This is a genomic window from Paenibacillus aquistagni, from assembly GCF_900177815.1.
Classification (GTDB): domain Bacteria; phylum Bacillota; class Bacilli; order Paenibacillales; family Paenibacillaceae; genus Paenibacillus_B; species Paenibacillus_B aquistagni.
Genome location: NZ_FXAZ01000005.1, coordinates 242534 through 267068 on the forward strand (window position 1 = coordinate 242534; position 24535 = coordinate 267068).

At 47.8% G+C, this 24535-nt stretch carries 24 protein-coding genes; 7 read left to right on the plus strand and 17 right to left on the minus strand.

Annotated features, from left to right (window positions below; genetic code table 11):
- Positions 1-82: 82 nt before the first annotated feature.
- A complete protein-coding gene (locus B9Y93_RS17675) occupies positions 83-1882 on the plus strand; it encodes a glycoside hydrolase family 30 protein (protein WP_176228972.1) in 1800 nt (599 codons plus the stop codon).
- Positions 1883-2059: 177 nt separating this feature from the next.
- Here B9Y93_RS17675 and nrdR read toward each other — a convergent pair whose 3' ends face one another.
- On the minus strand, positions 2060-2542 hold the full coding sequence (nrdR, locus tag B9Y93_RS17680; protein ID WP_085496520.1) for a transcriptional regulator NrdR: 483 nt from the start codon (positions 2540-2542) through the stop codon (positions 2060-2062).
- A gap of 124 nt (positions 2543-2666) precedes the next feature.
- On the opposite strand from nrdR, the gene B9Y93_RS17685 reads away from it, so the two are divergent.
- Entirely contained in the window at positions 2667-2888 is a 222-nt protein-coding gene (locus B9Y93_RS17685) for an alpha/beta-type small acid-soluble spore protein (RefSeq protein WP_085496522.1), read from the plus strand.
- Positions 2889-2987: 99 nt separating this feature from the next.
- Here B9Y93_RS17685 and B9Y93_RS17690 read toward each other — a convergent pair whose 3' ends face one another.
- From B9Y93_RS17690 to B9Y93_RS17740, 11 genes are all read right to left on the minus strand, one after another.
- The gene (locus tag B9Y93_RS17690; protein WP_170936443.1) at positions 2988-3554 is read right to left on the minus strand and encodes a lytic transglycosylase domain-containing protein; all 567 of its coding nucleotides are present in this window, start codon (positions 3552-3554) and stop codon (positions 2988-2990) included.
- An 8-nt stretch (positions 3555-3562) separates the two neighbouring features.
- Complete coding sequence (coaE, locus tag B9Y93_RS17695; RefSeq protein WP_085496526.1) at positions 3563-4159, minus strand: dephospho-CoA kinase; 597 nt, start codon at positions 4157-4159, stop codon at positions 3563-3565.
- A 46-nt stretch (positions 4160-4205) separates the two neighbouring features.
- Positions 4206-4913 carry a sporulation membrane protein YtaF gene (ytaF, locus tag B9Y93_RS17700; protein WP_085496527.1) on the minus strand — a complete coding sequence of 236 codons (708 nt, stop codon included), beginning with the start codon at positions 4911-4913 and terminating at the stop codon, positions 4206-4208.
- Between the two features lie 117 nt (positions 4914-5030).
- Positions 5031-5861, minus strand: a complete 831-nt coding sequence (mutM, locus tag B9Y93_RS17705) for a DNA-formamidopyrimidine glycosylase (protein WP_085496846.1) — start codon at positions 5859-5861, stop codon at positions 5031-5033.
- A gap of 68 nt (positions 5862-5929) precedes the next feature.
- Positions 5930-8593 (minus strand): DNA polymerase I, encoded by a 2664-nt coding sequence (polA, locus tag B9Y93_RS17710; RefSeq protein ID WP_085496529.1) that lies wholly within the window; start codon positions 8591-8593, stop codon positions 5930-5932.
- Positions 8594-8770: 177 nt separating this feature from the next.
- Entirely contained in the window at positions 8771-9430 is a 660-nt protein-coding gene (phoU, locus tag B9Y93_RS17715) for a phosphate signaling complex protein PhoU (protein WP_085496532.1), read from the minus strand.
- A 28-nt stretch (positions 9431-9458) separates the two neighbouring features.
- Positions 9459-10238, minus strand: coding sequence for a phosphate ABC transporter ATP-binding protein PstB (gene pstB, locus B9Y93_RS17720; protein ID WP_085496534.1), 780 nt, complete (start codon positions 10236-10238; stop codon positions 9459-9461).
- Between the two features lie 13 nt (positions 10239-10251).
- On the minus strand, positions 10252-11127 hold the full coding sequence (gene pstA, locus B9Y93_RS17725; RefSeq protein WP_085496536.1) for a phosphate ABC transporter permease PstA: 876 nt from the start codon (positions 11125-11127) through the stop codon (positions 10252-10254).
- A gap of 4 nt (positions 11128-11131) precedes the next feature.
- On the minus strand, positions 11132-12061 hold the full coding sequence (gene pstC, locus B9Y93_RS17730) for a phosphate ABC transporter permease subunit PstC (protein WP_085496538.1): 930 nt from the start codon (positions 12059-12061) through the stop codon (positions 11132-11134).
- A gap of 44 nt (positions 12062-12105) precedes the next feature.
- The gene (locus tag B9Y93_RS17735; protein WP_240968132.1) at positions 12106-13047 is read right to left on the minus strand and encodes a PstS family phosphate ABC transporter substrate-binding protein; all 942 of its coding nucleotides are present in this window, start codon (positions 13045-13047) and stop codon (positions 12106-12108) included.
- A gap of 117 nt (positions 13048-13164) precedes the next feature.
- Positions 13165-14277, minus strand: coding sequence for a methyl-accepting chemotaxis protein (locus tag B9Y93_RS17740; protein WP_085496542.1), 1113 nt, complete (start codon positions 14275-14277; stop codon positions 13165-13167).
- A gap of 415 nt (positions 14278-14692) precedes the next feature.
- On the opposite strand from B9Y93_RS17740, the gene B9Y93_RS17745 reads away from it, so the two are divergent.
- The 4 genes from B9Y93_RS17745 to B9Y93_RS25070 all read left to right on the plus strand — a co-directional run bounded on the left by B9Y93_RS17745 (position 14693) and on the right by B9Y93_RS25070 (position 17399).
- Positions 14693-16048: a cytochrome ubiquinol oxidase subunit I gene (locus B9Y93_RS17745; protein ID WP_085496544.1), complete on the plus strand. Its 1356-nt coding sequence runs from the start codon at positions 14693-14695 to the stop codon at positions 16046-16048.
- Positions 16045-17073, plus strand: coding sequence for a cytochrome d ubiquinol oxidase subunit II (locus tag B9Y93_RS17750; RefSeq protein WP_085496546.1), 1029 nt, complete (start codon positions 16045-16047; stop codon positions 17071-17073). The genes B9Y93_RS17745 and B9Y93_RS17750 overlap by 4 nt, the downstream gene beginning before the upstream one ends.
- Before the next feature lie 87 nt (positions 17074-17160).
- Positions 17161-17265: a cytochrome bd oxidase small subunit CydS family protein gene (cydS, locus tag B9Y93_RS25240; RefSeq protein ID WP_370738960.1), complete on the plus strand. Its 105-nt coding sequence runs from the start codon at positions 17161-17163 to the stop codon at positions 17263-17265.
- An 11-nt stretch (positions 17266-17276) separates the two neighbouring features.
- Positions 17277-17399 carry a hypothetical protein gene (locus tag B9Y93_RS25070; protein WP_280522899.1) on the plus strand — a complete coding sequence of 41 codons (123 nt, stop codon included), beginning with the start codon at positions 17277-17279 and terminating at the stop codon, positions 17397-17399.
- 27 nt (positions 17400-17426) lie between these two features.
- On the opposite strand, the gene B9Y93_RS17755 is transcribed toward B9Y93_RS25070, so the two are convergent.
- The 3 genes from B9Y93_RS17755 to B9Y93_RS17765 form a co-directional block, all read right to left on the minus strand.
- Complete coding sequence (locus B9Y93_RS17755; protein WP_085496548.1) at positions 17427-18146, minus strand: response regulator transcription factor; 720 nt, start codon at positions 18144-18146, stop codon at positions 17427-17429.
- A gap of 107 nt (positions 18147-18253) precedes the next feature.
- Positions 18254-20053 carry a two-component system histidine kinase PnpS gene (pnpS, locus tag B9Y93_RS17760; protein WP_085496549.1) on the minus strand — a complete coding sequence of 600 codons (1800 nt, stop codon included), beginning with the start codon at positions 20051-20053 and terminating at the stop codon, positions 18254-18256.
- 278 nt (positions 20054-20331) lie between these two features.
- Positions 20332-21894, minus strand: a complete 1563-nt coding sequence (locus B9Y93_RS17765; RefSeq protein WP_280522903.1) for a fumarate hydratase — start codon at positions 21892-21894, stop codon at positions 20332-20334.
- A 336-nt stretch (positions 21895-22230) separates the two neighbouring features.
- On the opposite strand from B9Y93_RS17765, the gene yfbR reads away from it, so the two are divergent.
- On the plus strand, positions 22231-22833 hold the full coding sequence (yfbR, locus tag B9Y93_RS17770; RefSeq protein ID WP_085496850.1) for a 5'-deoxynucleotidase: 603 nt from the start codon (positions 22231-22233) through the stop codon (positions 22831-22833).
- Positions 22834-22988: 155 nt separating this feature from the next.
- On the opposite strand, the gene B9Y93_RS17775 is transcribed toward yfbR, so the two are convergent.
- A complete protein-coding gene (locus B9Y93_RS17775) occupies positions 22989-23411 on the minus strand; it encodes a hypothetical protein (protein ID WP_085496551.1) in 423 nt (140 codons plus the stop codon).
- Positions 23412-23563: 152 nt separating this feature from the next.
- Positions 23564-24505, minus strand: a complete 942-nt coding sequence (gene mdh / locus B9Y93_RS17780) for a malate dehydrogenase (RefSeq protein WP_085496553.1) — start codon at positions 24503-24505, stop codon at positions 23564-23566.
- Between the last annotated feature and the right edge of the window lie 30 nt (positions 24506-24535).

Genomic DNA, 24535 nt, shown 5'->3' on the forward strand with positions numbered 1-24535 from the left:
CTGCGAACAGGAACTGCATGCTGCATTGGCTTTCAAGTGAAGTTTAAGCTTTCTCAAATTTATTCGAGAGGTGATGAGCTTAATGTTGAAGAAGTTTTTAAAGTCCAGTCTCATTGTAAGCATGCTACTCATGTCCGTTATTTCAGTCCCATTTACCGCAGGCGCAGCATCCAGTGTCACTATTAATTGGAACGACGTCAAACAAGACATCGATGGCTTCGGGGTATCCCAAGCAGGATGGTCTGATGCGGTGTATGATCTGCAGGAGCCTGTTCGCAGCCACATCATGGATTTACTATTCAATCAAGAGGATGGCATTGGAGCATCCATCTTCCGAGGAGCGATCTTCCCTGACTTCAACCCTTCACCAGGTGTTTATGACTTCAATGCAAGGCCAGATCAAGTATGGGTGATGCAGCAAGCACAGGCGCGTGGTGTAGATAAGATCGTAGCCAGTGCATGGAGTCCGCCGGCATGGATGAAGACCAACAACCAGACGACACATGGCGGTTACTTGAAGCAAGAGAACTACGGTGATTTTGCTGCTCTGATGTCTAAGTTCGCGAAGGAATACAAGGATCAATTTGGCATAGACATGTACGCAATGTCCATCGCCAATGAGCCTAATTCCATGACCTTCTTAACATGGGATTCAAGCGAGTGGAACTCCACCAACTTCCAGGTATTCATCCGTGATCACCTTAAACAGGCCATGCTTGCAGAGGGCGTGCAGAATACAAAGGTTATCGCTGGCGAATCCTCATGGTGGTCGGAAGATCTGATCAAAGACTCCTTGAACGATCCGGCTGCAGCAGAACGACTTGATATTGTGGCTGGTCATAACTACCCGATTCCGATCATTAACACGGAGATGCCGACAACTCCATTTTCCACAGCTGTCTCAAAAGGCAAGAAAGTATGGATGACTGAAGTATCTTCGGTAGATACGTATGATCCAGGCATCAACTCAGGGCTTAAGTTTGCCAAGCAGATGCACAATTTCATGACCAAGGCCAATGTAAACGCTTGGTTGTACTGGACGGGTGCCATCCCAGGAAATAATGACGAAGGCCTCATCAATGTGTATAAGGATACCAATACTTATCAAGTCACCAAGCGTTACTATACATTCGGCAACTACAGCAAATTCATTCGTCCGGGCTATGTTCGCATCGGTGCAACCGAGAGTCCAAAGTCAGGCGTCTACACTTCGGCTTATAAAGATCCTGTTACCGGTAAATTCACTATTGTCGCTATTAATGATACGGATTCCACTGCTGAACTCAATCTTGCACCAAGCGGCTTTACAGCAGGCTATATTACGCCATATACGACTAACTCCAGCTTAAGCTTAACACAAGGCGCAAACATTCCTTTGGTGAATGGCAGCTATTATACTGCCGTGCCACCGAAGAGCGTCGTTACCTATGTTGGACAGAACGGCTCACAGCCAGCTGAGACCTTGACTTTAACTGATAACCTGAATGATTGGTCTCTGACACACGCTCATACGAGCGGACTTGCGATGGACTCCTCCAATACAGGATACTTTGATGGAGACTCCTCTAGAGTAAAGCGTACAGAGGGCACAACCCAAAGTTTTGTTTACCAGCTGCCTAATATTTCTAATTTTACTGCTACCCTGTATCAGTTCAGCGTATGGGACGGCGTTGCTTTCTACGCCTCCCCAGATAACCAGAACTGGACTCAGATCGCTCATGTCAGCACTCCTGGCGTCTATACGGGAAGCAAGTGGTACCGAAAACAATATACCCCCCAAGCGGCCTTTCCTGCAGGTACTCAATTTTTGAAGGTGGAGCTCTCCGGTTCAGATTCATGGGAAAAGCAAGTGTCAAAGATGGTCATCGAGTATACACCATAAATTAAATTGAACGGCAAATGCGATCCACCGAGCAGACCTTTTAATGCCTGTACAGCAGGTGTCAAAGGGTCTGCTTATTTGTTCAAAGACTTCGATGATGCATCGCAAAAAAACCTTCCCCACCGTTGAACGGACAGGAAAGGCTTCTTTTCATAAAATGCACGGCTTCGTGTTCCACTATTTCTTCTGAACATTAGGATCAAGACTGTCTTTAGACAGCAAGGTATTGAGCTCTTTCATAAACATATTGATGTCTTTGAATTGACGATAAACCGAAGCAAAGCGCACATAAGCCACTTCGTCGACAGGGTATAGCTGCTCCATTACGATCTCGCCAATGGATTGGCTTTCGACTTCCGCCTGCGCAGTTGTACGAATCTGCTTCTCCACTTCAGATACTATAGCCTCAAGCTGTTCCACCGATACGGGCCGCTTCTCACAAGCTCTGATCAGACCTCTCAGCAGCTTCTCGCGGCTGAACTCTTCTCTGCTGCCATCTTTCTTAATCACAATCAGCGGAGTTTCCTCCACCATCTCAAACGTAGTGAAGCGACGGCTGCACTGCTCACATTCGCGACGACGGCGAATCGACTTATTATCGTTGGCTGGCCTCGAATCCAATACTTTCGTGCCATTATAATCACAATAAGGGCATCTCATAGAAGTGCATGTCCCCCCTTCTTTTATTCTCCATTCTAAGTTCCAAAACATCCCATGATTTTTTAGTAATGATATTAACAAGTTTGCGCACAATATCATTACCAACCGCAAGGAGGTGAAAGAAATGAGCCAAAACAACCGTTCTAGCAACAACCTAGTTGTACCACAAGCGACTGGTGCGCTTGAGCAAATGAAGTTCGAGATCGCACAAGAACTTGGTATCGCTATCCCACAAGATGGATACTATGGTAACATGGCTACTCGTGACACTGGTTCCATCGGTGGTTACATCACGAAGCGCCTTGTGCAAATCGCTGAACAACAACTTGCTGGTCAATACAAATAATGATCTTCTAGAAGCATCGGATAAGCACTCGCTTGTCCGATGCTTCCTCTATTTTAGGCTGAATTCAGCACTTTTCCTATCCATCATGCTTCCTTCAATTTAGGTATACACGTTCTTGTATTTCTCATAATAATGAAATACCTTTTTGACATACATGCGTGTTTCATTAAAGGGGATTGAATTTTTCGCAGTGTCAAGACTTCCATCCCAAGTACCATTCTTTAACCACTCGTTAACATTGCCTGGACCTGCATTATATGCGGCTACGGCAGCTACAATATTATTATCGTACATGTTAATCAAGGATTTCAGATACCAGGTGCCAATTGTAATATTGGGGTCGACCTCATCTTTTAGCTGTTCCAGCGAAAAATGGCTGCGAAGCTTCATTTGCTGCATCGCCCATTCCGCTGTGCTTGGCATCAACTGCATAACCCCAACGGCTCCTTTTCTAGATTCACGGCCCGCTATGTAATTGGTCTCCACGCGAATGATCGCAGCCACCAGCAGCGGATCAAGCTCTTGATCCTGTGCTTTTTGCTGGATGGTATCTTTGTAGGGTATCGGATACATCCATTGTCCCAACCATTCAGATTGCAAGATCCATAGCAAGACAAAGCCGACAACCAAGATCAACAGCCATGTTTTGCTGCGTAGTTTTTTCATAAACGCATTCATAGCATACCCTTTTTCTTCACAAAACGTAGCACTTGCTCCTTCGTCTCCTCTATGCCCTGATCATTCCATATCACAATATCTGCTTGAGCACGCTTCGCTTCTATGTCAAGCTGTGCATTCAGCCTGGCTTCAGCCTGCTCCTTCGTGATTCCATCCCGCTCCATTAAGCGCTTAAGCTGCAGCTGACGCGGAACATATACAACCATCACTTCCTCAAAGAGCTGCTCCATCTTCGACTCATACAATAATGGCACATCAACGACAATTAGCCGATTCGGATCTTCCTCTTCATATGCTGCCATCTGTTGAAACATGACCTGACGAATTGCAGGATGCGTAATCGCGTTCAGCGCCTCGAGGTCAGCAGCGCTCCTGAATACGATCTCGCCTAACCGCTTTCGATGAAGAGAACCATCATCTTGCAGCATGTCCGATCCGAAGCGATCTACAATCTGCTTAAGAACCGGACTGCCAGGAAGCACGACCTCCCTGGCGATTCGGTCCAAGTCAATTAAGGCTGCACCGTGCTGCGCGAGCAGAGCAGCCACAGTGCTTTTGCCAGAAGCGATTCCTCCTGTCAATCCAATGTTCATTCGATCACCTCTTCCATAAACATCACGAGCTTGCAATTCGATCCATCTAGAACAGCTTCATAATCCCGATTATGATAAGCAGGCATCCGGGCAAAAAGGACAAGCGTTTCAGCCAGCGCCACTGGCCAAAGGTAATGCCGATCCGTATCCCTAGCTGCAAAAAAGTTCCACTGAATATGGCAATAATAAGCGCCGTCCAGATCGGAGAGTAGCCAAGCAATGCAGCGCCTATTCCAGCTCCAAATGCATCAAGCGACAGCGCCACACCGAGCCAAGCCGCCTCTTGGGCGCTGATCGTGCCAGAACGGTCCATATCCGCTGCATCAGGTGTACGCAGAATCTGGATAATAATCCCTATTCGTTTAAGCTGGATTTTTAGAATTTGCTGCACTTGCGGTTCTGGGCTTGACTGTTCAAAAGCCTGCGAATCATGTTTGCTCTCATGTTCAAGCGTAATGTCTACACTTCCAGCAGTATCCTGAGATTGGAAGAACTGAACCATAGCCCATATCCCAATCCCGATTAGAATAAGCGCGCCAAGTATACTTGCCGCTCGATCAGAGAACCAGTGGATGAACAAAGCCCCCACGTGCATCGATGCAAAAATGACGAGTCCTGAACAAATCGATATGATTAAGACAGATAGCCATGGAATACGAAGCCGCCGCATTCCATAGGTTAGTCCGACACCGAAGCTGTCCAGACTAAGTGCAAACGCCAAAATCAATAGTGATGCTGCATGCGCAAACAACATGATTCCCTCCCTGCTGACCTTCTCTGATGAGAACAATGGCGTGAACCAATGTACCTTATCATATGGGCTAGAGAGAGGATTCGTGCATTGTTCACGCAAGTCAGGAAGCTACCTCCGTTAACGCCGTCCCTGACAGCTTGGGCAGGTATGTGTTCCTCGTCCGCCGACGACAGACTTTTCGATTAGCTGCCCGCAGCGAACGCAAGGCTTGCCTTCTTGGCCATACACTTGAAGCTGATGCTGGAACATGCCCATTTCTCCTTGGCCGTTCACATAGGACTTTATGGAGGAGCCGCCCGCATCAACAGCCTGCTTCAGGGTAAAGATGATGGCTTCATGCAATCTTGCGAGCTGATCCGCTTGAAGTGAATCCGCTGGGGTCAGAGGATGAATCTTCGATCGGAACAAGGCTTCATCGACATAAATATTGCCAAGCCCTACAATGATATGCTGGTTAAGCAGGACTGGCTTGATGAAGCTGCGCCGTTTGCGAAGCTTTGCTGCTAAGCTCTCTACTGTAAAGTCTTCACTCAAAGGCTCGATCCCAAGCTTCTGAAGCGGTGCTTGTGTCTTCTCCTCACCTGGCGAGAACAGATGCATCGTGCCGAATTGGCGCACATCCTTGTAACGAAGCTCTGTGCCATCATCGAAGTGAAAGATGACATGGGTGTGCTTCTCAATCGGCTCGTCCGATACATAGACGCCGTAGCGGCCTTCCATGCGCAGATGAGACACCATGACGAGGCCATCCAAGCGTACAAGAAGGAATTTTCCTCTACGCTCCACTTCTTGTATCGTATGCCCTGTAAGCGCATCACAGAACATCTCAGGCTCAGCAGGACGCTGGATAATGCGCGGCAGACTTACCGTAACTCGTTCAATTTTCTTTCCTTTTACTAATGTATTTAGGGTCCGTTTGACCGTTTCTACCTCTGGTAATTCAGGCACTGTTATCACCTCATTCCCCATTATACCTGATCCTTATCATGCAGAGGGAAGTTGGTTGAAATTACGTCTTACTTCGCCTCGTACCAGTTGGCTCCACTGCTTACATCAGCGCGAAGCGGCACATGAAGTTCAATGGCCTCCTCCATCACCTTAGGCACCAGCTTCTTCATGATTTCAACCTCATGAGGCGGCACTTCAAATACCAATTCATCGTGCACCTGCAGAAGCATCTGACTCTCTAGCTTCTGCTCCTTAAGCGCTGAATCCATCTTCACCATTGCAAGCTTAATGATATCGGCTGCGGTGCCCTGGATCGGCGTATTCATCGCTGTACGCTCGGCAAAAGAGCGCTGGTTGAAGTTCGATGCATTAATCTCTGGCAGATAGCGCCGGCGTTCCAGCATCGTCTTCACATAACCCTGCTTTCTCGCCTCGTCAACAATATCATGCATATATTGCTTCACGCCTTGGAAGACAGCAAAGTATTGTTCAATGAACTTAGCCGCATCCTTGCGTGTGATGTTCAAATTCTGGGAGAGCCCATAGTCGCTGATGCCGTATACAATACCGAAGTTCACGGCCTTGGCGGAGCGTCTCATATTGCTGTCGACCTCTTCAGCCTTCACGCCAAACACATCCATGGCTGTCTTTGTATGAATGTCCATATCGTGAATAAAGGCTTCCTTCAGCTTCTCATCCCCAGATATATGGGCAAGCACACGGAGTTCAATCTGGGAGTAATCCGCTGCCACGATGTTCCAATCGCTATTAGTCGGGACAAAGGCTTGACGAATCTGGCGCCCTTCCTCCAGGCGTATCGGAATATTTTGCAGATTCGGGAATTGCGAGCTTAGACGTCCTGTCGCTGTAATGGTCTGGCGATAGTACGTATGCACGCGTCCTGTATCCTGCCGCACTTCCTTCAGCAGTCCTTCAATGTAGGTGGATTGCAGCTTCGCCATCTGGCGATAGTGAAGGATGAGTGGAATGATGTCATGATAAGGCTCAAGCTTCTCCAGTACTTCCGCGTCAGTGGAATAGCCCGTCTTCGTCTTCTTCACTACCGGTAGCTGCAGCTTATCGAAGAGAATCTCGCCCAGCTGCTTGGGTGAGCCAACATTGAACTCTGTTCCCGCTAGCTCGTAGATTTCCTTCATGGTCTTGTCTATAGCGGCTGAGAACTGCTCTCCCAGCTGTCGCAGTGTATCCTGATTGACACGAATGCCGGTCTTTTCCATACGTGCAAGTATGGAAGACAGCGGAAGCTCTAGATCATAGTACAAATGATCCATCTCATTGGCTTTAAGCTCTGCTTCCATCTTCGGAACAAGCTGCTGCACAAGGCTCGCCTTGCGCGATGCATGTGCTGCCACAATTGCCGCATCGGGCACCTTGAACTTCGCTCCTTTGCCATATACCGTCTCATCGCTATCCATGCTAGATAAGCCGAACTTTACGGCAAGGCTTGGAACCGTTGCAGAAGCATCGCTTGGATCAAGCACATAGGCGGCGAGTTGGATGTCAAAGCCTGTTCCTCGATACGGAATATGGAGCCAATGGAAGATCAACTCCGCACGATGAAGGTCAAAGCCGATCTTGGCTTGATTCTGATCTCCAAGCCACGCACGTACAGGCTCTGCCTGCTCCTTAAGCAGCACATCCTTGCTGACATACCAGTACTTATCCGGCGTAGCAAAGATCAGTCCAATCAATTCCGCCAGATGCGGATTGTCACCGTGGGATTCCACTTGAATGGTGTTGACTTGACCAAGCTCTTGTATGAACTCTGCCAGATTCGAATCGTCCACCATCAGCGTTTGAAGCTCGATCTCTTCTTGATCAGATGAGCTGCTTGAAGCAGCCTCTCCGACAGCAAGCTTCTCAATGCGGTCTAAGAGCGACTTGAATTCCAGCTTCTGAAGCATAGGAAGCGCCGTCTCTGCTGGCACACCGCTAAAGGTCATTTTCTCACGCTCAAGCTCAATGGGAACTTCGCGATATATCGTGGCAAGCTGCTTGCTCATGCGGGCGTCATCGGCATGATTTTGAATATTTTCCTTCATCTTGCCCTTAAGCTCGTCTACATGCTCCAGCACGCTCTCCACACTGCCATATTGGGCGAGCAGCTTAAGCGCGGTCTTCTCTCCCACGCCAGGCACACCTGGGATATTGTCAGAGGAGTCGCCCATTAGCCCCTTCAGGTCAATGATCTGCAGCGGCGTCAGCTGATACTTCTCTTCAATTGCAGCTGGATCATACTTCTCGATCTCACTGACGCCTTTGCGGGTAAGCACAATGGTCACGTGATCGGATGCGAGCTGCAGCATATCCTTATCTCCCGTGACGACCATCATCGTATGCTGCTCTTCATCTGCTCTCTTCGTTAGTGTGCCGATGATATCATCCGCCTCATAGCCGCTGAGCTCGAAGTGAGCGATGCCCAGTGCATCCAGAAGCTCTCGCATCACAGGGAACTGCTCGGACAGCTCCGGTGGCGTTTTGGAGCGTCCTCCTTTATATTCCTTATATTCTGTATGTCTAAATGTCATTTTTCCAGCATCAAAGGCAACCAATAGATGCGTGGGCTTCTCTTCTTCAAGAAGCTTCAGCAGCATGGTCATAAATCCATACACCGCATTCGTATGCAAACCTTGTGCATTCGTAAGCGGCGGCATCGCGTAAAAGGCGCGGTTGGCAATACTATTGCCATCGATTACAATCCATTTTTCCATATGTACACCTCGTCTACATCTCTTATTCTCATGATAGCATAGCCACACCCTATAATGGAAATTTGCTGGACGGAACTTGCATGTGATCTTCAAAAACTCAACCTTCCAGCAGCAAGCAAAAAAGATTCGAACGACAACCCGTTGTCATTCGAATCTTTGTATGCATCATGAGTCGCTTTAGCTATTCAAATCTGGTCTTTCATTCGTAACGAGATAGACGATACTCTCCCCGATGTTAGTCGCATGATCGGCAATCCGTTCGATATATCGTCCGACAAACATCAAGTTCATCACTTGGGAAGCCTTGTGCGGGTCTTCAACCAAGAAGCTCATCAGCTCACGAATAATCTGGCCATACAGTTGATCGACCATATCGTCATCCTTTGCCATTTTGTAGGCAAGGTCCACATTCTCTTCATTGTACGCCTTGGTGGACTCCGCAATCATCTGCTGCACGATCTCAACCATGCGCGTAATGTCAATCAGCGGCTTCATAACAGGCTCGCCGTTCATTCGAACCACGACCTTCGCAATATCGATTGACAGATCCCCCATCCGCTCAAGGTCGCTTGAGATGCGAAACGATACAAGGATTCTTCTCAAGTCCTTCGCCACAGGCTGCTGGGTTAAGATAAGCCGCGAGCCAATATCCATGATCTTATTCTCAAGCTCATTAAGCTCCGCATCCTTCGCTATAATGCTCTTCGCTCGCTCGATGTCGGATGTTTTCAACGATTCCAGCGACTCAATTAAGGCATGCTCGACATGAGCGCTCATTTCCTGAAGCAGGCTGCTTAGTTCTTCCAATCCCGTATCGAATTCTCTACGCTTAATCATAATATACCCTTTCCCTCCCGGTGCAGTATTATCCGAATCGTCCCGTGATGTAATCTTCTGTGCGTTTGTCGCTCGGATTCGAGAACAGCGTCTCCGTTTGATCGAACTCTACCATCTCGCCATTGAGGAAGAACACCGTCTGATCAGATGTTCTTGCTGCTTGTTGCATGTTATGAGTGACCATGACGATCGTATACTTATTTTTCAATTCTTGAACAAGCTCTTCAATTTTGAGTGTAGAGATTGGATCAAGTGCGGATGTGGCTTCGTCCATGAGAAGGACATCCGGATTCACCGCAAGGGCTCTTGCAATACATAAGCGCTGCTGCTGGCCACCAGATAGGCTGAAGGCGGAGCGCTTCAAATAATCTTTGACCTCATCCCACAAGACGGCTTGCTTCAAGCTTTGCTCCACAATCTCATCGAGCTGAGATTTGCTTTTAATGCCGTGAAGACGAGGGCCATACGCAATGTTGTCATAGATCGACTTTGGAAACGGATTAGGCTGTTGGAACACCATCCCAACTTTCTTGCGAAGCGTCTCCACATCCACATCACTGCTGTAGATATCGGTTCCGCCCATGCTGACAAGCCCTTCTATTCTCGTTCCATCGATCATATCATTCATGCGGTTCAGCGTGCGAAGCAGCGTTGACTTGCCGCAGCCTGACGGTCCGATGAAGGCTGTCACAGCCTTCTCTGGAATCGTCAGGTTCACATTTTTCAAGGCGTGATACGTGCCATAATAGAGATTCAACTGTTCAATATGAATTAAGGTTTGATTCGCTGCCTGCGTTGCAGTACTCATGCGCTCGTCTCCTTTAAATCTGTTTAGAATACTTGTTACGAAGAATAACAGCCGAGATGTTCATCAGTACGAGCATGACCATCATGACGATGATGCCTGATGCCGCCAGATCATGGAAGGACACTTGCGGTCTTGAGATCCAGTTGAAGATCTGGATAGGCATAACCGTAAACTGATCCATGATGCTGCTTGGCAAGAAAGCAACGAATGTTAGAGCTCCGATCATGACAAGCGGGGCTGTCTCTCCAATCGCCCGGGACAAGGCAAGAATAACACCCGTCAGAATCCCTGAGATGGAAGAAGGCAGCACAGAACCGTATACGGTCTGCCACTTGGTTGCCCCAAGGGCAAAGGAAGCATCTCTTCTTGCCCGTGGTACGGCGCGTATTGCTTCTTGCGCCGATACAATAATGACAGGAAGCACGAGCAGGGTCATCGTTAACGCCCCGGACAGCAAGCTGCGATCAAGCGATAAGCCCCGGACAAAGATCGTTAGTCCAAGAATACCGTATACGATGGACGGCACCCCTGCCAAGGTGCTAATGTTCAGTTGAATAAAGCGGGTAATGGCATTCTTTTTAGCATATTCCTCAAGATAGATCGCAGCCCCTACGCCGAGAACAAAGGAGATCGGAGCCATGATGAGCACCATATAGATCGAACCGACAATAGCGGACTTCATACCCGCGCGTTCAGCGACGCGAGATGGGTAATTGGTGAACAAATCAAGATTCAAGCGGCCAATCCCGTCCAAAACAATATTTATTAATAAAGCCATCAAAGCGATAATTCCGATGGATGTAGCTGCAATAAACAACAGATGCAGATATAGATCCTTCTTGCGGCGATTGCTGATCTGCTTGCGATTGGCATCTTCGAACATAGACATGACTTTAGTACTCCTCTCTGAAGCGTCTCGCCACATACTGCGCTAGTATGTTCAGCAAGAAAGTAATGACGAACAGCGTCATACCTACCGCAAAGATCGTGCCGTATTCCACTGAACCATGCGGCGTATCACCCAAGCTCACCTGTACGATATAAGCCGTCATCGTCTGAATGCTCTCCAGCGGGTTCAAGGTCAAGTTCGGTGTTGCTCCTGCAGCAACCGCTACGATCATCGTCTCCCCGATCGCTCTTGAGAAGGCAAGAACCGCTGAAGAGACAATTCCGGAGAAGGCCGCAGGCACGACGATCTTAAGCGCAACTTCAAAGCGAGTGGCCCCAAGGGCATAAGCGCCATGCCGCAAGCTCTTAGGCACCGCCGACATCGCATCCTCACTTAAGGAGGAGACCATTGGAATGATCATGATACCGACCACAATACCGGCACTTAGCGCATTGAACACCCCCATTGACGGGAAGATGCTCTTTAGCAGCGGGGTAACAAAAGTTAAAGCAAAGTACCCATAAACGATTGTCGGTACGCCGGCAAGCACCTCTAGAATCGGCTTTACAATCTTGCGGACACGCTTCGGAGCATACTCGCTAAGATAGATGGCGCTCGCAAGTCCAATGGGAATGGCAACGATACACGCAATGACCGTTACAAGCAGGGTGCCGCTTAAGAGCGGCAGAATCCCAAACGCTTTTGGTTCAATCAATGGACTCCATTTTGTTCCGAACAAGAAATCCATGAACGGAACGCTTTTGAAAAAGTTAATCGTCTCAGACAGCAGTGTAACGACGATTCCTATTGTTGTTAATACGGATAATGCTGCGCAGAGAAAAAGTATAATCGGGACAATCTTGTCAGATAGATGCGACCTCGAATTTTTGAAGTTCATCTTCGTTGTCGTAGATGGCGCAACGTTAGATTCCATGTTCAGTACCCTCACTTTGCATCATGACATACCTCATTCAACGCTTACTTCAGCTGCTCCAGCTGTTCCGTATACTTTTCATCTGGAAGAGGGACATAACCTACCTCTGGCGCAATTGCTCCGGCGTTCTCCAAGTAGAATTCCACAAATGCTTTGACTTCAGGAGTAGACAGCTTTGCTTTATCCACATAAACAAGGAGTGGACGGGAAAGCGGTGTATACGATCCGTCTTTGACAGTCTCTGGAGATGGAGTCACTGTAGCTGTACCGTTATCAACCGGAATAAGCTTCAGCTTGTCTTGGTTCTCCTCGAAGAAGGAGTAGCCGAAATAGCCGATTGCTGTACTGTCGCCGGATACGCCTTGAACGATCGCATTGGTGTCTGCACTGAATGTGATCTGCTTGTCATTGCGCATCGCCTTGGATTCACCGTTAATGGCTTCTGTGAAGTAATCAAATGTGCCATGCTCAGAGCCTGGAGAATAGATGCGAAGCTCTGTAGCCGGCCAGCCCTCACGAACATCTGCCCACGTCTTCACCTTGGAATCTGGCTCATAAATCTTTTTCAGCTCATCAAGTGTCAGCTTGTCTACCCAATCATTGTCCTTGTTGACGACGATGGCAAGCCCGTCATACGCAACGGTCAGCTCTTGATAGTCAATGCCATTGTCCTTAGCAGCCTTAGCTTCTTCTTCTTTGATCGGACGAGATGCATTGCTAAGCTCGGTCTCACCACGAGCAAAGCGCTTGAAGCCGCTGCCTGTTCCAGATGTGCCGACCGATACGCGCACATCTTTGTGAGCTGCGCTGAATTCCTCTGCGATCGCTTCTGTCATTGGAAATACTGTGCTTGATCCATCAATATTTATAGTGCCGGACAATGCCGCTTCACCGTTGTCTTTACTGTTGCCGCCGCATGCGGATAATAGGGTCAATACAAGTGCGATTACAGTCAAAGTCATTAGTCGTTTACCTAGCTTATTCAAGAGAGGTCACTCCTTCTTTGTTATCTCTAACGTATAGTTTCTGTTGCTATGCTGTAAGTGTAAGGGGTGAATGTTAACACTGTTTCAGGCTTTTGTTAACGCTGTGTAAAATATTAATTAATTGTAATGCTCCACGCGCAAATCATCATAAGCGTGCTTCGCGGATTGAGACATCATGGTAGCGCTGGAATGAACTTGCTGCAGTCTTTCCCGATTGTTTGAGATCGCAGAGAACAGCTCCTCAAGCTGCACAAGTGTTGTCGAGATCTCCTGCGAGGTGATGTGGGCTTCCTTATAGGATGCCTCGCTGCCCTTGATCGTGGCTTTGAGCGATTCGCGCATAACCGCCAACGTCTCCTCTATTTGCTCAGTCGCAGCCTTGGTCAGTAGCGCCAATTTTCTTACCTCAGCAGCTACCACTTCGAACCCTTTCCCATGCTCTCCCGCTCGCGCTGCCTCAATCGATGCATTCAGCGCCAATACTTGGCATGTCTCAGACCACTCCCGAATGACAAGCGCAGCGTCCACGGCTGCATCAGTATGCTGGGCCAAGGTATCCATTTGCTGCTTCTGTTCATTAACGTGCGAAGTCATCATCTCCACTGATGAGACCACATGAGAGAGCACGCCTTTTGTCTTCATCGTCTCTGCAAGCATCTCGTCAGCATGACGAAGGCCGACGGTTGCCTCAGATTGTACAAGATCTGCCTGCTCGTAAATAGATGCAAGCGAATCGCAGGCTGATTGAATAGCTTCCTGTTCTCGAATCTCATGCTTAACCCGGATATGCTTGGACAATTCATTAATGGACTTTGATGTCATGAGACCAGCACAGCGGCCTTCCTTCTCAAAAATAACCGGATCATACATTTGATCCTCTTGCCTTCCTGCAATAAGATCAAGCAGATCTTTTGGCTCTATACCATATGGCACAATAAGAACTTCGCTCTGCATCAAACGATGAATCGGCTTCTGGTTGTATAAGGCTGGTGCAAAACGCTTGCCCATGCGCTCATAAAATTGTTCTTTAGCGACAAAGCCTATGGGGCGTTCCTGCTGATCGATAACAACGATCAAACGCAGCTTGGCTTGTTGTTCAAATAGTGCCTGTACTTGCAAGATCGGAACAGTTGAATAAATAAGCTCCACTTGTTGAATGAGACCTACATATTCAGGCGCTGATGTGTGAATTTCTCTATTTGTTTTCTCCTGAACCATTACGATGCTCAACGTTTCTCTCCTCCTACAGATCTACTCAAGCGACTTAAGACCTAATTTAGCATGGCATTGTTAATGGAGAGATGGATTATTGTAAAGGTTATGTAAAATCTGATCGAATGCAGGAATATTCATATCTCAATTAAGAGCTGCATCACTTGAAACTGATATTAATAGCGAAAACAATCCATACTAAGAATGAATTGCCAATAGAGAGGAGACGCTATACGATGCCAAGCTCTGATTCCCATCGTGAACGGATTCGAAAGCAAGAAAAAAAGTTGATTATTACAAGTTTTGTTGTCGGTTTGATTATGCTTTACGCATTTATACGACAATTTCTGTAACAAGGCTAAGCCTGATTATTTTGTTCATCTGATGCAATTTATAATCAGATGGCATATAGCGTAAGGAGTGTGAAGAAGCAATGTTCACTTATGATCCCGTACTATTCAGCCGCATGCTTACTGGGCTCACATTAATTGTACATATTGTGTATGCCACTATTGGAGTAGGGGTACCTGTCATGATTGCTCTGGCCGAGTGGATCGGCATTAAGCGCAATGATCCCTATTATCTGCTCATGGCTAGGCGATGGGCACGAGGCTTTACCGTTACGGTTGCTGTAGGGGTTGTTACCGGGACTGCGATCGGCTTGCAATTGAATCTCTTGTGGCCGAATTTCATGAGAGTCGCAGGACAGGCGATTGCCCTGCCATTGTTTATGGAGACGTTCGCTTTCTTTATCGAGGCGATATTTCTTGGCATCTACCTCTATACTTGGGATCGCTTCAAGAATCGATACCTTCACTTTTGGCTGCTTATCCCTGTAGCCGCAGGCTCTTGCGCTTCCGCCTTTTTTATTACAACGGTCAACGCCTTTATGAATGCGCCACAAGGCTTTGATCTCATAGACGGCAAGATGGAGAATATCGATCCGATCTTTGCCATGTTCAACCCAGCCATGCCTACGAAGGTCGGTCATGTGCTCGTTACCGCCTATGTAACCGTCTCCTTCTGCTTGGGAGCTATTGCTGCACTCGCCATGCTTAGAGGCAGACGCCATGTTTACTTTAAAAAATGCTTGCGATTAACGATGGTATGCGCCCTTGTGTTTTCTCTTGCCTCTACGCTGATCGGGGATCTGTCAGGCAAGTATCTGCATGCCTACCAGCCAGAGAAGCTTGCTGCAGCCGAATGGCATTTTGAGACTACCGACAAGGCCCCTTTGATCATTGGAGGCATGCTGACCGATGACCATGATGTACGGTTTGCGATTAAAATTCCATTTGCCCTAAGTATTCTCGCTGGAGGAACTCCCGGGACAGTCGTCATGGGTCTTGATGATGTTCCACAAGATCACTACCCTCCGCTGCGAACGACCCATTATTTATTCGACCTTATGGTCTTCCTTGGGATGTACCTGCTGCTCGTTGCGGTATGGTACTTCATCGCGGATATTCGCAACCGCAAGCAAGGTGTGCCTATCCATAAAATACTTCTCATGGGTGTTGTGCTTGGGGCTCCCTTCTCTGTTATGGCGATTGAGTCCGGCTGGATCTTCTCAGAGATCGGCAGGCAGCCATGGATTCTATGGGGGGTGATGAGAACGGCTGAAGGGGCGACAACCTCGCCGCATGTGGACACCATGCTCTGGCTGTTCGCTGTCTTGTATCTTGTGCTTACCATCACCAGCGCTCGCATCCTCATCAGAATGTTTAAGCTCAATCCAGTAGAAGAAGAGATTGCTTCGCTCGGATTAGAAGGAGGGCCTGCTTCATGAGTTATGAATTGCTCGGAATGACCGTGCTATGGATCTTCCTGTTTGGTTATCTCATTGTCGCTTCTATTGATTTTGGAGCGGGCTTTTTCAGCTATTACAGCGTGCTTACAGGCAAGAGACAGCTCATTCACAGTGTGATTGAGCGCTATCTGTCTCCGGTATGGGAGGTAACCAATGTATTCTTGGTCTTCTTTATTATCGGGCTCGTTGGATTCTTTCCAGATACGGCCTATTACTATGGAACGGCCCTGCTGATTCCAGGCAGTCTGGCGCTAATATTGCTCGCCGTTCGCGGCTCCTATTACGCCTTTAGCACATATGGTTCTCGTGACAGCAAAGTCTATATGTTTCTGTACGGAATCAGCGGCCTGCTCATTCCTGCAGCGCTCTCCACAATCCTTGCCATCTCTGAAGGTGGATATATTATCGAGGAAAACGGGGCAATAGCATTTAGCTTCACGGCGCTCTTTGGCAACCTGTATCCATATTCCGTTATCATTCTAGCGTTGGTGAGCGTGCTGTACATCTCAGCTATGTTCTTAACGTATTACGCAGCGAAGGCAGAGGATAAGCCTGCACTCGAGATCGTGCGAACATATGCATTATCGTGGGCGCTGCCTACGATTCTGGCCAGCCTGCTCGTCTTCTATGCGATTCAAAGGCATAATGAACAGCACTTCATGAACATGCTGAATTATGCGTGGATGTTCGTGCTGTCCTTTGTGTTTTTCTTGATTGCGGTCATCTTGGTATGGAAGCGGACGAACTATGGGTTTGCCTTTATCGCTGTCATGTTCCAGTTTGGCTTTGCCTGGTTTGGGTATGGAAGAGCACATCTTCCTTATCTGCTCTATCCTTACTTGACAATCTATGACAACTTTACGAATCCGGCTATGGCACAGGCGCTCGTCATCGCGTTTATAGCAGGACTGTGCATTTTAATTCCGTCGCTGTACTTGCTGTTGAAGCTCTTTTTGTTTAATGCCAGCTATGTGAAGGGCATGAAAAAGCAGAAAAAAGCTTAACGCGCTCACAAAATGGAATGATTGGATATCGTGCTGCTTTAAGTTGAGCTGATCTTTGATGTGATAAATTGCAGGAGGTGAGATGAGATGCATGAGTTTTTAATCTTTTATGCGCCTTTGTTGATCGTCGTAATCTCCCTTGCGACCGTGTTTATTTGGGGGGCTTATTCACGAGCTGAAGATCGTCCCTAGCAAGACAATGCATGGATAAGGTGTTGGGTCGCAGGGCTGAAGATGAGCTTACAGCACAAGGAAGCCAAGGGATAGACACGCTACGCGCCTGCTCCCTTGGCTTCCTTGTGCTTGAACAAGCGGCAGATGAATAAATCGCCATCCCCTGCCTGCAAGCTGCATTATTTTTTTTGAATGACAAGCTTGTACCCTACTCCGCGAATCGAGTCGATCTTAACAGATTGCTGATTCAGTTCCAGCTTCTTGCGAAGAGAGCTGACATGAACATCAACGGTGCGCTGGCCGCCGATGTAATCAAAGCCCCACACCGCATTCATCAGATCGTCACGGGTTACGACCATGCCAGGACGCTGAACGAGATATAAGAGAACCTCGAACTCTTTTGGACGAAGAGAAATGAGTTCTTCCTCCAGCGTCACCTCGTATTTCTCTGGATAAATTCGCAGTTCTCCTGCCTTGATGACTTTCTCATCCGCTTCTTCAGCAAAGGCTGGAAGTTCCATAGCATCATTCAAGCTTCTTCTTAAAACCGCACCGACTCTGGCTAGCAGTTCCGCGACGCCAAACGGCTTTGTGATGTAATCATCGGCTCCATGCTTCAAGCCTTGCACAATCTCTTCCTCCGCATTTCTTGCCGTCAAAATAATAACGGGCGTACGATTGCCCGATTGACGAAGCTTGGACAGCACTTCAAAGCCATTCATCCCAGGAAGCATAATATCCAAGATGATGAGATCAAAGGTCTGGCTCAAGGCTGTCTGTAACCCCTGTCCACCATGATCCACAACCGTTGTCGCGTATCCTTCCAACGTCAAATTATAAGATAACAGCCGGGCCAGCGTAGGTTCATCTTCGATAACAAGCACTTTAGGTTCTGACATCGTTTCCTCCAGTATAACCGGCATTCATCCAGACACAATCCGTATCTGGTTATGAGCTGCTTACACCCGTTAAGCAGCTCTCCATTCAATCTCAAGCAGACACTGACTTACCCTTCTTGCAGCACAGGCATCTCAATTGTAAAGGTCGTGCCGACTCCAACCGTGCTCTCCACTTGAATGGTGCCGTGATGGGAATCCACAAGATGCTTCACAATGGAAAGACCAAGTCCTGTACCGCCAGATCCTCTCGATCTTGCCTTGTCCACACGATAAAACCGTTCAAAGATTCGAGGCAAGTCTTTCTTCGGAATTCCGATTCCCGTGTCGGAAATCCGTATACGTACTTGATCATAATCGCCATCTTCATTTACGGCAAGCGGAGCCGCCGTAATATTAACCCGCCCTCCGTCAGGCGTGTAATTAATAGCATTGGACAAGAGATTGAGGACAATTTGACGAAGGCGATCCTCGTCCGCCTCTATATACATATCCTCCTCCACAGTCATGGAGATGTCAATATGCTTTTTTGCAGCTTCCTTCCGAAGCATATTAACGGTATCCTCCATAAAGCTTGGCATGAATACAGGAGAGAACAGAAGCGGCACCCGCTTCGCCTCGATCTTCGACAGCTGAAGAATATCCCCGATCAGCCGATTCAGCCGTTCACTTTCATCATGAATAATCTTTAAGAAGGACTGCGCAATCTCAGCATCATGAATGGCGCCATTCATCAACGTCTCTGTAAAGCCCTTCACCGCAGCTATGGGCGTCTTCAGCTCATGGGACACATTGGCGACGAATTCGCTTCTCATGCGCTCCAATTGACGAATCTTGGACATATCCTGCATCAAGAGCAGTACGCCCGCCCATTCCTGATCTGTAAAGTATACGGGAACGACGTTGACATCCAAGAGGCGCTCCTCTGGGTAATAGATCGTCAGCTCATCCTGCAGCAGATTGCGTTTGCCAAGCGTCTCATGAACCATCTCGATCAGTTCGAATGGTATTCTAGAGTCGCTTAGCTGTTGGCCAATCACCGCCTTGCTCTTAATGCCAAGCAATTCCTCAGCCTTCTTATTCGTCAGAACAATCTGACCCTCTTCATCAACCATAATAATGCCATTCATCATATGCTCGAGCACAGATTGCAGGCGATTTTGCTGCTCTTTAATCTGCGTCATCTGAACCTGCAAACTGTCCGCCATCGCGTTAATTGCAGCACCGAGCTGGCCAATCTCGTCCGTGCCTGAAGTTGCTGTTCTCGCACGATAGTCCATATGGGTGATTCGCTTTGCTACACGAGTCATATTCTCAATCGGCTTCGTCAAGCTGTACGCAATTCGGAAGCTGATTAAGGCTGCGGCTAGAATAAGAATGAACAAGCCTAGTCCTAAGTACGCCCACAGCTCCTTAACCCCATCATCTACCGTCTTAAGGCTCATCGCAAGACGAATATAACCATCGAACTCTGGTGCATGATGGATCGGAATCGCGACATACAGCATGTTCTCATTTACGGTATCGCTATAGCGAATGGAGGAGCCGAAGCTATCCTTGCTGGCAGCAGCTACTTCTTCACGCTGAAGATGATTATCCATCTGTCTCGCATCAGACAGCGAGTCCCCGACAACGGTACCATCGCTTTTAATAAACGTCACACGAGAATGTGTAGAGTTGTCCAGCTTCTTCGCCCAATCTGAATAGAAGCTGTACTCTTCTTCTATGGTTGCTGGCACCTTCCATGGCAGAATCTGCTCGATGAGCAGCATTTCCCGGGACATATTTTGTTCTAATTGCTCAATATAATTGTTTTTAAACGAATTCGCCATATATATGCCTGCTGTGATGACCGATACACTAATCAAGCTTATGATGACGAGGGTTAGTCTCGTACGAAAGCGAGTCATAGCTCATCTCCCCGTTCAATCCATTGTTGTTTATACTCCTTTAACATCGTAACGATATTGCCCCTCATTTGACTAGTCTATAAATTATTAACTTTATGTAAAGGTGTTGTAAATAGCATTCGATTCGCTATTCCGTTCAACCTCCCTGACAAGGCGTCAGCCCTGATTAGAACGGAGATGCATATTGCCAATCGAATATTCGGATCTACTTGTAACGATATCCATTACTAGCACAGTAAATCCCCTCAGCTTATACTAAGGGGATTCAGTCTTACCTATTATTTGAACACAGGATCGCGGAACTGCTCCAGCTTCTCGAACGAGCTCTTATCGACATCACGGTGCAGGCTGTTGCCATGCGAGTCCATCGTCACGATAGCCGCAAAGCCTTCCACCTGCAGATGCCACATTGCTTCAGGAATGCCAAATTCCATGTAGTCTACGCCATTTACATGTTTGATGCACTCTGCGTAATACTGTGCAGCCCCACCAATTGCATTCAAGTATACGCCGCCGTGCTCCTGCAGTGCAGCCAGCGTCTTCGCTCCCATACCGCCTTTGCCGATGACTGCACGGATGCCGAACTTTTTCATAATATCGCCTTGGTAAGGCTCCTCACGAATACTCGTCGTTGGCCCTGCAGCCTTCACATGCCAGCCTTCTTCATCCTTTAGCATCACCGGGCCGCAATGATACAATACAGCGCCATTCAGATCAACCGGACAATCATGATCCATCAAGTACTTGTGCAGGGCATCACGGCCTGTATGCATCTCTCCATTGATAATGACAACATCGCCGACTTGAAGGGAACGAATATCTTCTTCAGAGATGGGCGTCGTCAGCACTACCTGACGGCTGCTCTTGCGATTGGCTTCTTCTTGGGATGCAGCGACTTCTGTAACGGTCTCCTTCGACTGCTCATCCATCTTGATGTCGGTACCGCGCTCATACAGCCACGATAGGTGAGCCCCTGTGTCACCGTTCAATCGAACGCCTTGGCGGCGGAACGCCCAGCAATTATACGCGACAGAGACAAAGAAGCTGGCTGGCAAGCGATTATTAACGCCAATCTTGCAGCCGAGCAGCGTCACCTCGCCGCCGAATCCCATCGTGCCGATGCCAAGCTGATTGGCAGACTTCATAATATAATCCTCAAGCTGAGCAAGCTCTGCAATTGGATTCTCATCCTCCACCTTGCGGAACAGCTGATGCTTCGCAAGCTCATAGCCTGTCGTACGATCGCCACCGATCCCAACACCAATGAAGCCCGCACTGCAGCCTTGCCCCTGTGCTTGGTAGACCGCATGCAAAATGCATTTGCGAATGCCGTCAAGATCGCGACCAGCCTTGCCAAGGCCTTCAATCTCAGCGGGAAGACTGTATTGAATATTTTTATTTTCACAGCCGCCGCCTTTTAGAATAAGCTTAACTTCAATCTCTTCCGATTCCCATTGTTCAAAATGAATAACCGGCGTACCTGGCCCTAGATTGTCACCGGTATTGCCGCCAGTCAGTGAATCAACAGAATTCGTTCTAAGCTTCCCATCGATCGTGGCTTGTCGCACTGCATCCAGAATATCCTTGCGCATCTGAATCTGATTCGCGCCAACTGGGGTGTGGACAATAAAAGTCGGCATGCCTGTATCCTGACAAATCGGAGACACATTATGCTCCGCCATCTCAATATTTTGAGCAATCGTGCTCAAAGAAAGGCCTGATCTAGTAGCCGCATCCTCATGCTCACGCGCCTTGCGAATGGCTCTGCGGACATCACCAGGTAGGTTTGTAGACGTTTCCACAATTAAGTCATACACACTCTGTCTGAATTGCTGCAACATATTCACTCATGCTCCTCTCAGGCCCGGGTGCACTTTAGCTTCCATTCCCTTGATGACGATGTTGGTCACCGGGTCTTTATCTTTATATAATCATCAAATAAATTCCATTTCCTTCATCATACCATGAGACATGCTACTTTTTCGAGAGCTTTTCCATTCGATTCCTAATCGCAATCCGATTATAATGAGGTTGAAGCAAATGATGAAACAGATCGTTGCGAGGCATATGAGATGCTTTGTCCATTCGTTAACGAAGGGGCATTCAGAAATAAGAGATGTTAAGAAAGGATGAACGAAAGAGTGGAGCAGCAGTCCTGTCCAAAGAAGCCAGAGGAAATGAACCCTTCCGCTTCTTCTAGCAATCATTTCTATGCGTACATGTACCGTCTCAAATATATTGAACGGTGGAGTCTGATGCGCAATACGACTCGCGAGAATGTCGCGGAGCATTCCTTTCATGTCGCATTGACGACTCATATGATCTGCACGATTGCCAATGAAGTCTTCCATCGGCAGATTGATACGAATGAAGCGGTCGCCTTGGCCTTATTTCATGATGCAACTGAAGTATTCACAGGCGACATCCCTACTCCAATTAAGCATCATAATCCGATTATATTGTCTAACTTCAGAGAAATTGAGCAGCAGGCGGCAAAACGGCTGATTGACATGATACCCGAATCCATTCGCGGCATTTATCGGCCTCTAATCGAAGATCAAACCTCCGAGCTGAAAAAATACGTCAAAGCCGCTGATCTAATTGATGCTTACTTAAAGTGCACCTTCGAGGTCGAAGCAGGCAATCAGGAGTTTGCTGTAGCAAAACGCCAAACGGAAGAGAAGCTTAAGCAGCTCGAGATGGAGGAAGTCGATTACTTTATGAACACACTGGCACCCAGCTTCACGATGACGCTTGACGAGATGTCCAGGCCGCTATAGGCGCTCTAACCTCATATAACATCGGTTCACGCGTCCTTGTTGTCCCAACCATTTAGATGGACAAGCTCATTGTCCCTTCCTATTACAGCCATCAAAAAGGCCGCTTATCTAACGCACATCGAGGATCTTGTGCATCATAAGCGGCCTTGCATTCGTTAGATCTTGTTGTACACCATAAGTACGATCATGACCACGTACAGGATAAAGATGATGGAACTGAACATCGTCGTCTTGTCCAAAGACGCGCGATCTGTCTGCTCCCCCTTAGCAGCAGCCAAAGCACGCTTCATGCCTTTGCCCATGATGCCGCTCAGCGCAGCAATCGCCAAGAACAATAATGTCACGAGAATCATCCACAATACGCTGTACTCTCCCATGGTCATCAAGTAACCACCTGTCAGGAAGTTCACAATCAGCATAAATTGCGCGATACGATTGCCTGTGATCATCGAAGACAATACGCCTTCTTGAGCTGCTGGCTTCGCTACCTTCAGCTTGCCCGCGATAAACGGAGCAAGACCGTAGAAGCCCATTAGTACAGCCCCCAAGATATGTACGAGCATAAATGCAGACCACATACCTATGTATCCCCCCATTACAATAAGTTTCAAATACTCACACAGTATCTATTATACTAAAAACCTGCTGTTGAAACATAAAAAGATAGACGACAAACAAGTTGCCGTCTATCGTTGTTCACATCCTGGTAACAATTCAACGCTATGAAGCATTATGCCGTTACAACTTGAATCACATTGCGTACCGATTCCGCTGACTTATCCAATGCAGAACGCTCTTCATCGGTCAGATCAATCTCAATGATCTTCTCAATTCCGTCACCGCCAAGTACAGCGAGAACCCCCATGAAGAGCTCCTGATAGCCATACTCGCCTTCTAGGTAAGCGATGACAGGAAGAATGCGCTTCTTGTCTTTAAGAATCGCTTCTGTCATCTGAACAATCGATGCAGCAGGCGCATAATACGCACTGCCATTGCCGAGCAGATTAACAATCTCTCCGCCACCTACTCGTGTACGTGCCACAATCGCATCAATGCGTTCTTGAGGGATCAGCTTCTCGATAGGCACGCCCCCAACGCTCGTATACCGAACGAGCGGGACCATGTCATCTCCATGGCCGCCAAGCACAACGCCTTGTACATCTTCAATAGAGACGTTAAGCTCTTGTGCGATAAAGGTGCAGTAGCGCGCTGTATCCAACACACCCGATTGACCGATTACACGGTTCTTCGGAAAGCCCAGTGATTCAAATGCTGTGTACGTCATCGCATCCACAGGATTGCTTAAAATTATGACATAAGCATGAGGGCAGTAGGTCTTGATATTCTCGCATACGGAGCGAACGATGCCCGCATTGGTGTTAACCAGATCATCACGACTCATTCCCGGCTTGCGGGCAATGCCAGCGGTAATGATCACAATATCGGAATCCTTCGCATCCTCATAATTGGATGAGCCTATAATCTGGCTGTCAAATCCTTGGACAGGGCTTGCTTCGAGCATATCGAGGGCTTTGCCCTTTGTCGGATTCTCCAATTGAGGAATATCGATAAGTACGACGTCACCAAGTTCTTTTTGAGCCAGCATGAATGCTGTAGTAGCACCTGTAAAGCCTGCGCCGACTACTGTAATCTTGCTGCGACGAATCGCCATATCTGTAACCTCTCCTTCGCTTATGCTTCG

Excerpts from the sequence above, each read along its gene's own strand:
- B9Y93_RS17675 (WP_176228972.1), top strand. The coding sequence starts at position 83 with ATGTTGAAGAAGTTTTTAAAGTCCAGTCTCATTGTAAGCATGCTACTC.
- nrdR (WP_085496520.1), bottom strand. The coding sequence starts at position 2,542 with ATGAGATGCCCTTATTGTGATTATAATGGCACGAAAGTATTGGATTCG.
- B9Y93_RS17685 (WP_085496522.1), top strand. The coding sequence starts at position 2,667 with ATGAGCCAAAACAACCGTTCTAGCAACAACCTAGTTGTACCACAAGCG.
- B9Y93_RS17690 (WP_170936443.1), bottom strand. The coding sequence starts at position 3,554 with ATGAAAAAACTACGCAGCAAAACATGGCTGTTGATCTTGGTTGTCGGC.
- coaE (WP_085496526.1), bottom strand. The coding sequence starts at position 4,159 with ATGAACATTGGATTGACAGGAGGAATCGCTTCTGGCAAAAGCACTGTG.
- ytaF (WP_085496527.1), bottom strand. The coding sequence starts at position 4,913 with ATGTTGTTTGCGCATGCAGCATCACTATTGATTTTGGCGTTTGCACTT.
- polA (WP_085496529.1), bottom strand. The coding sequence starts at position 8,593 with ATGGAAAAATGGATTGTAATCGATGGCAATAGTATTGCCAACCGCGCC.
- phoU (WP_085496532.1), bottom strand. The coding sequence starts at position 9,430 with ATGATTAAGCGTAGAGAATTCGATACGGGATTGGAAGAACTAAGCAGC.
- pstB (WP_085496534.1), bottom strand. The coding sequence starts at position 10,238 with ATGAGTACTGCAACGCAGGCAGCGAATCAAACCTTAATTCATATTGAA.
- pstA (WP_085496536.1), bottom strand. The coding sequence starts at position 11,127 with ATGTCTATGTTCGAAGATGCCAATCGCAAGCAGATCAGCAATCGCCGC.
- pstC (WP_085496538.1), bottom strand. The coding sequence starts at position 12,061 with ATGGAATCTAACGTTGCGCCATCTACGACAACGAAGATGAACTTCAAA.
- B9Y93_RS17745 (WP_085496544.1), top strand. The coding sequence starts at position 14,693 with ATGTTCACTTATGATCCCGTACTATTCAGCCGCATGCTTACTGGGCTC.
- B9Y93_RS17750 (WP_085496546.1), top strand. The coding sequence starts at position 16,045 with ATGAGTTATGAATTGCTCGGAATGACCGTGCTATGGATCTTCCTGTTT.
- cydS (WP_370738960.1), top strand. The coding sequence starts at position 17,161 with ATGCATGAGTTTTTAATCTTTTATGCGCCTTTGTTGATCGTCGTAATC.
- B9Y93_RS25070 (WP_280522899.1), top strand. The coding sequence starts at position 17,277 with ATGGATAAGGTGTTGGGTCGCAGGGCTGAAGATGAGCTTACAGCACAA.
- B9Y93_RS17755 (WP_085496548.1), bottom strand. The coding sequence starts at position 18,146 with ATGTCAGAACCTAAAGTGCTTGTTATCGAAGATGAACCTACGCTGGCC.
- pnpS (WP_085496549.1), bottom strand. The coding sequence starts at position 20,053 with ATGACTCGCTTTCGTACGAGACTAACCCTCGTCATCATAAGCTTGATT.
- B9Y93_RS17765 (WP_280522903.1), bottom strand. The coding sequence starts at position 21,894 with ATGTTGCAGCAATTCAGACAGAGTGTGTATGACTTAATTGTGGAAACG.
- yfbR (WP_085496850.1), top strand. The coding sequence starts at position 22,231 with ATGAACCCTTCCGCTTCTTCTAGCAATCATTTCTATGCGTACATGTAC.
- B9Y93_RS17775 (WP_085496551.1), bottom strand. The coding sequence starts at position 23,411 with ATGTGGTCTGCATTTATGCTCGTACATATCTTGGGGGCTGTACTAATG.
- mdh (WP_085496553.1), bottom strand. The coding sequence starts at position 24,505 with ATGGCGATTCGTCGCAGCAAGATTACAGTAGTCGGCGCAGGCTTTACA.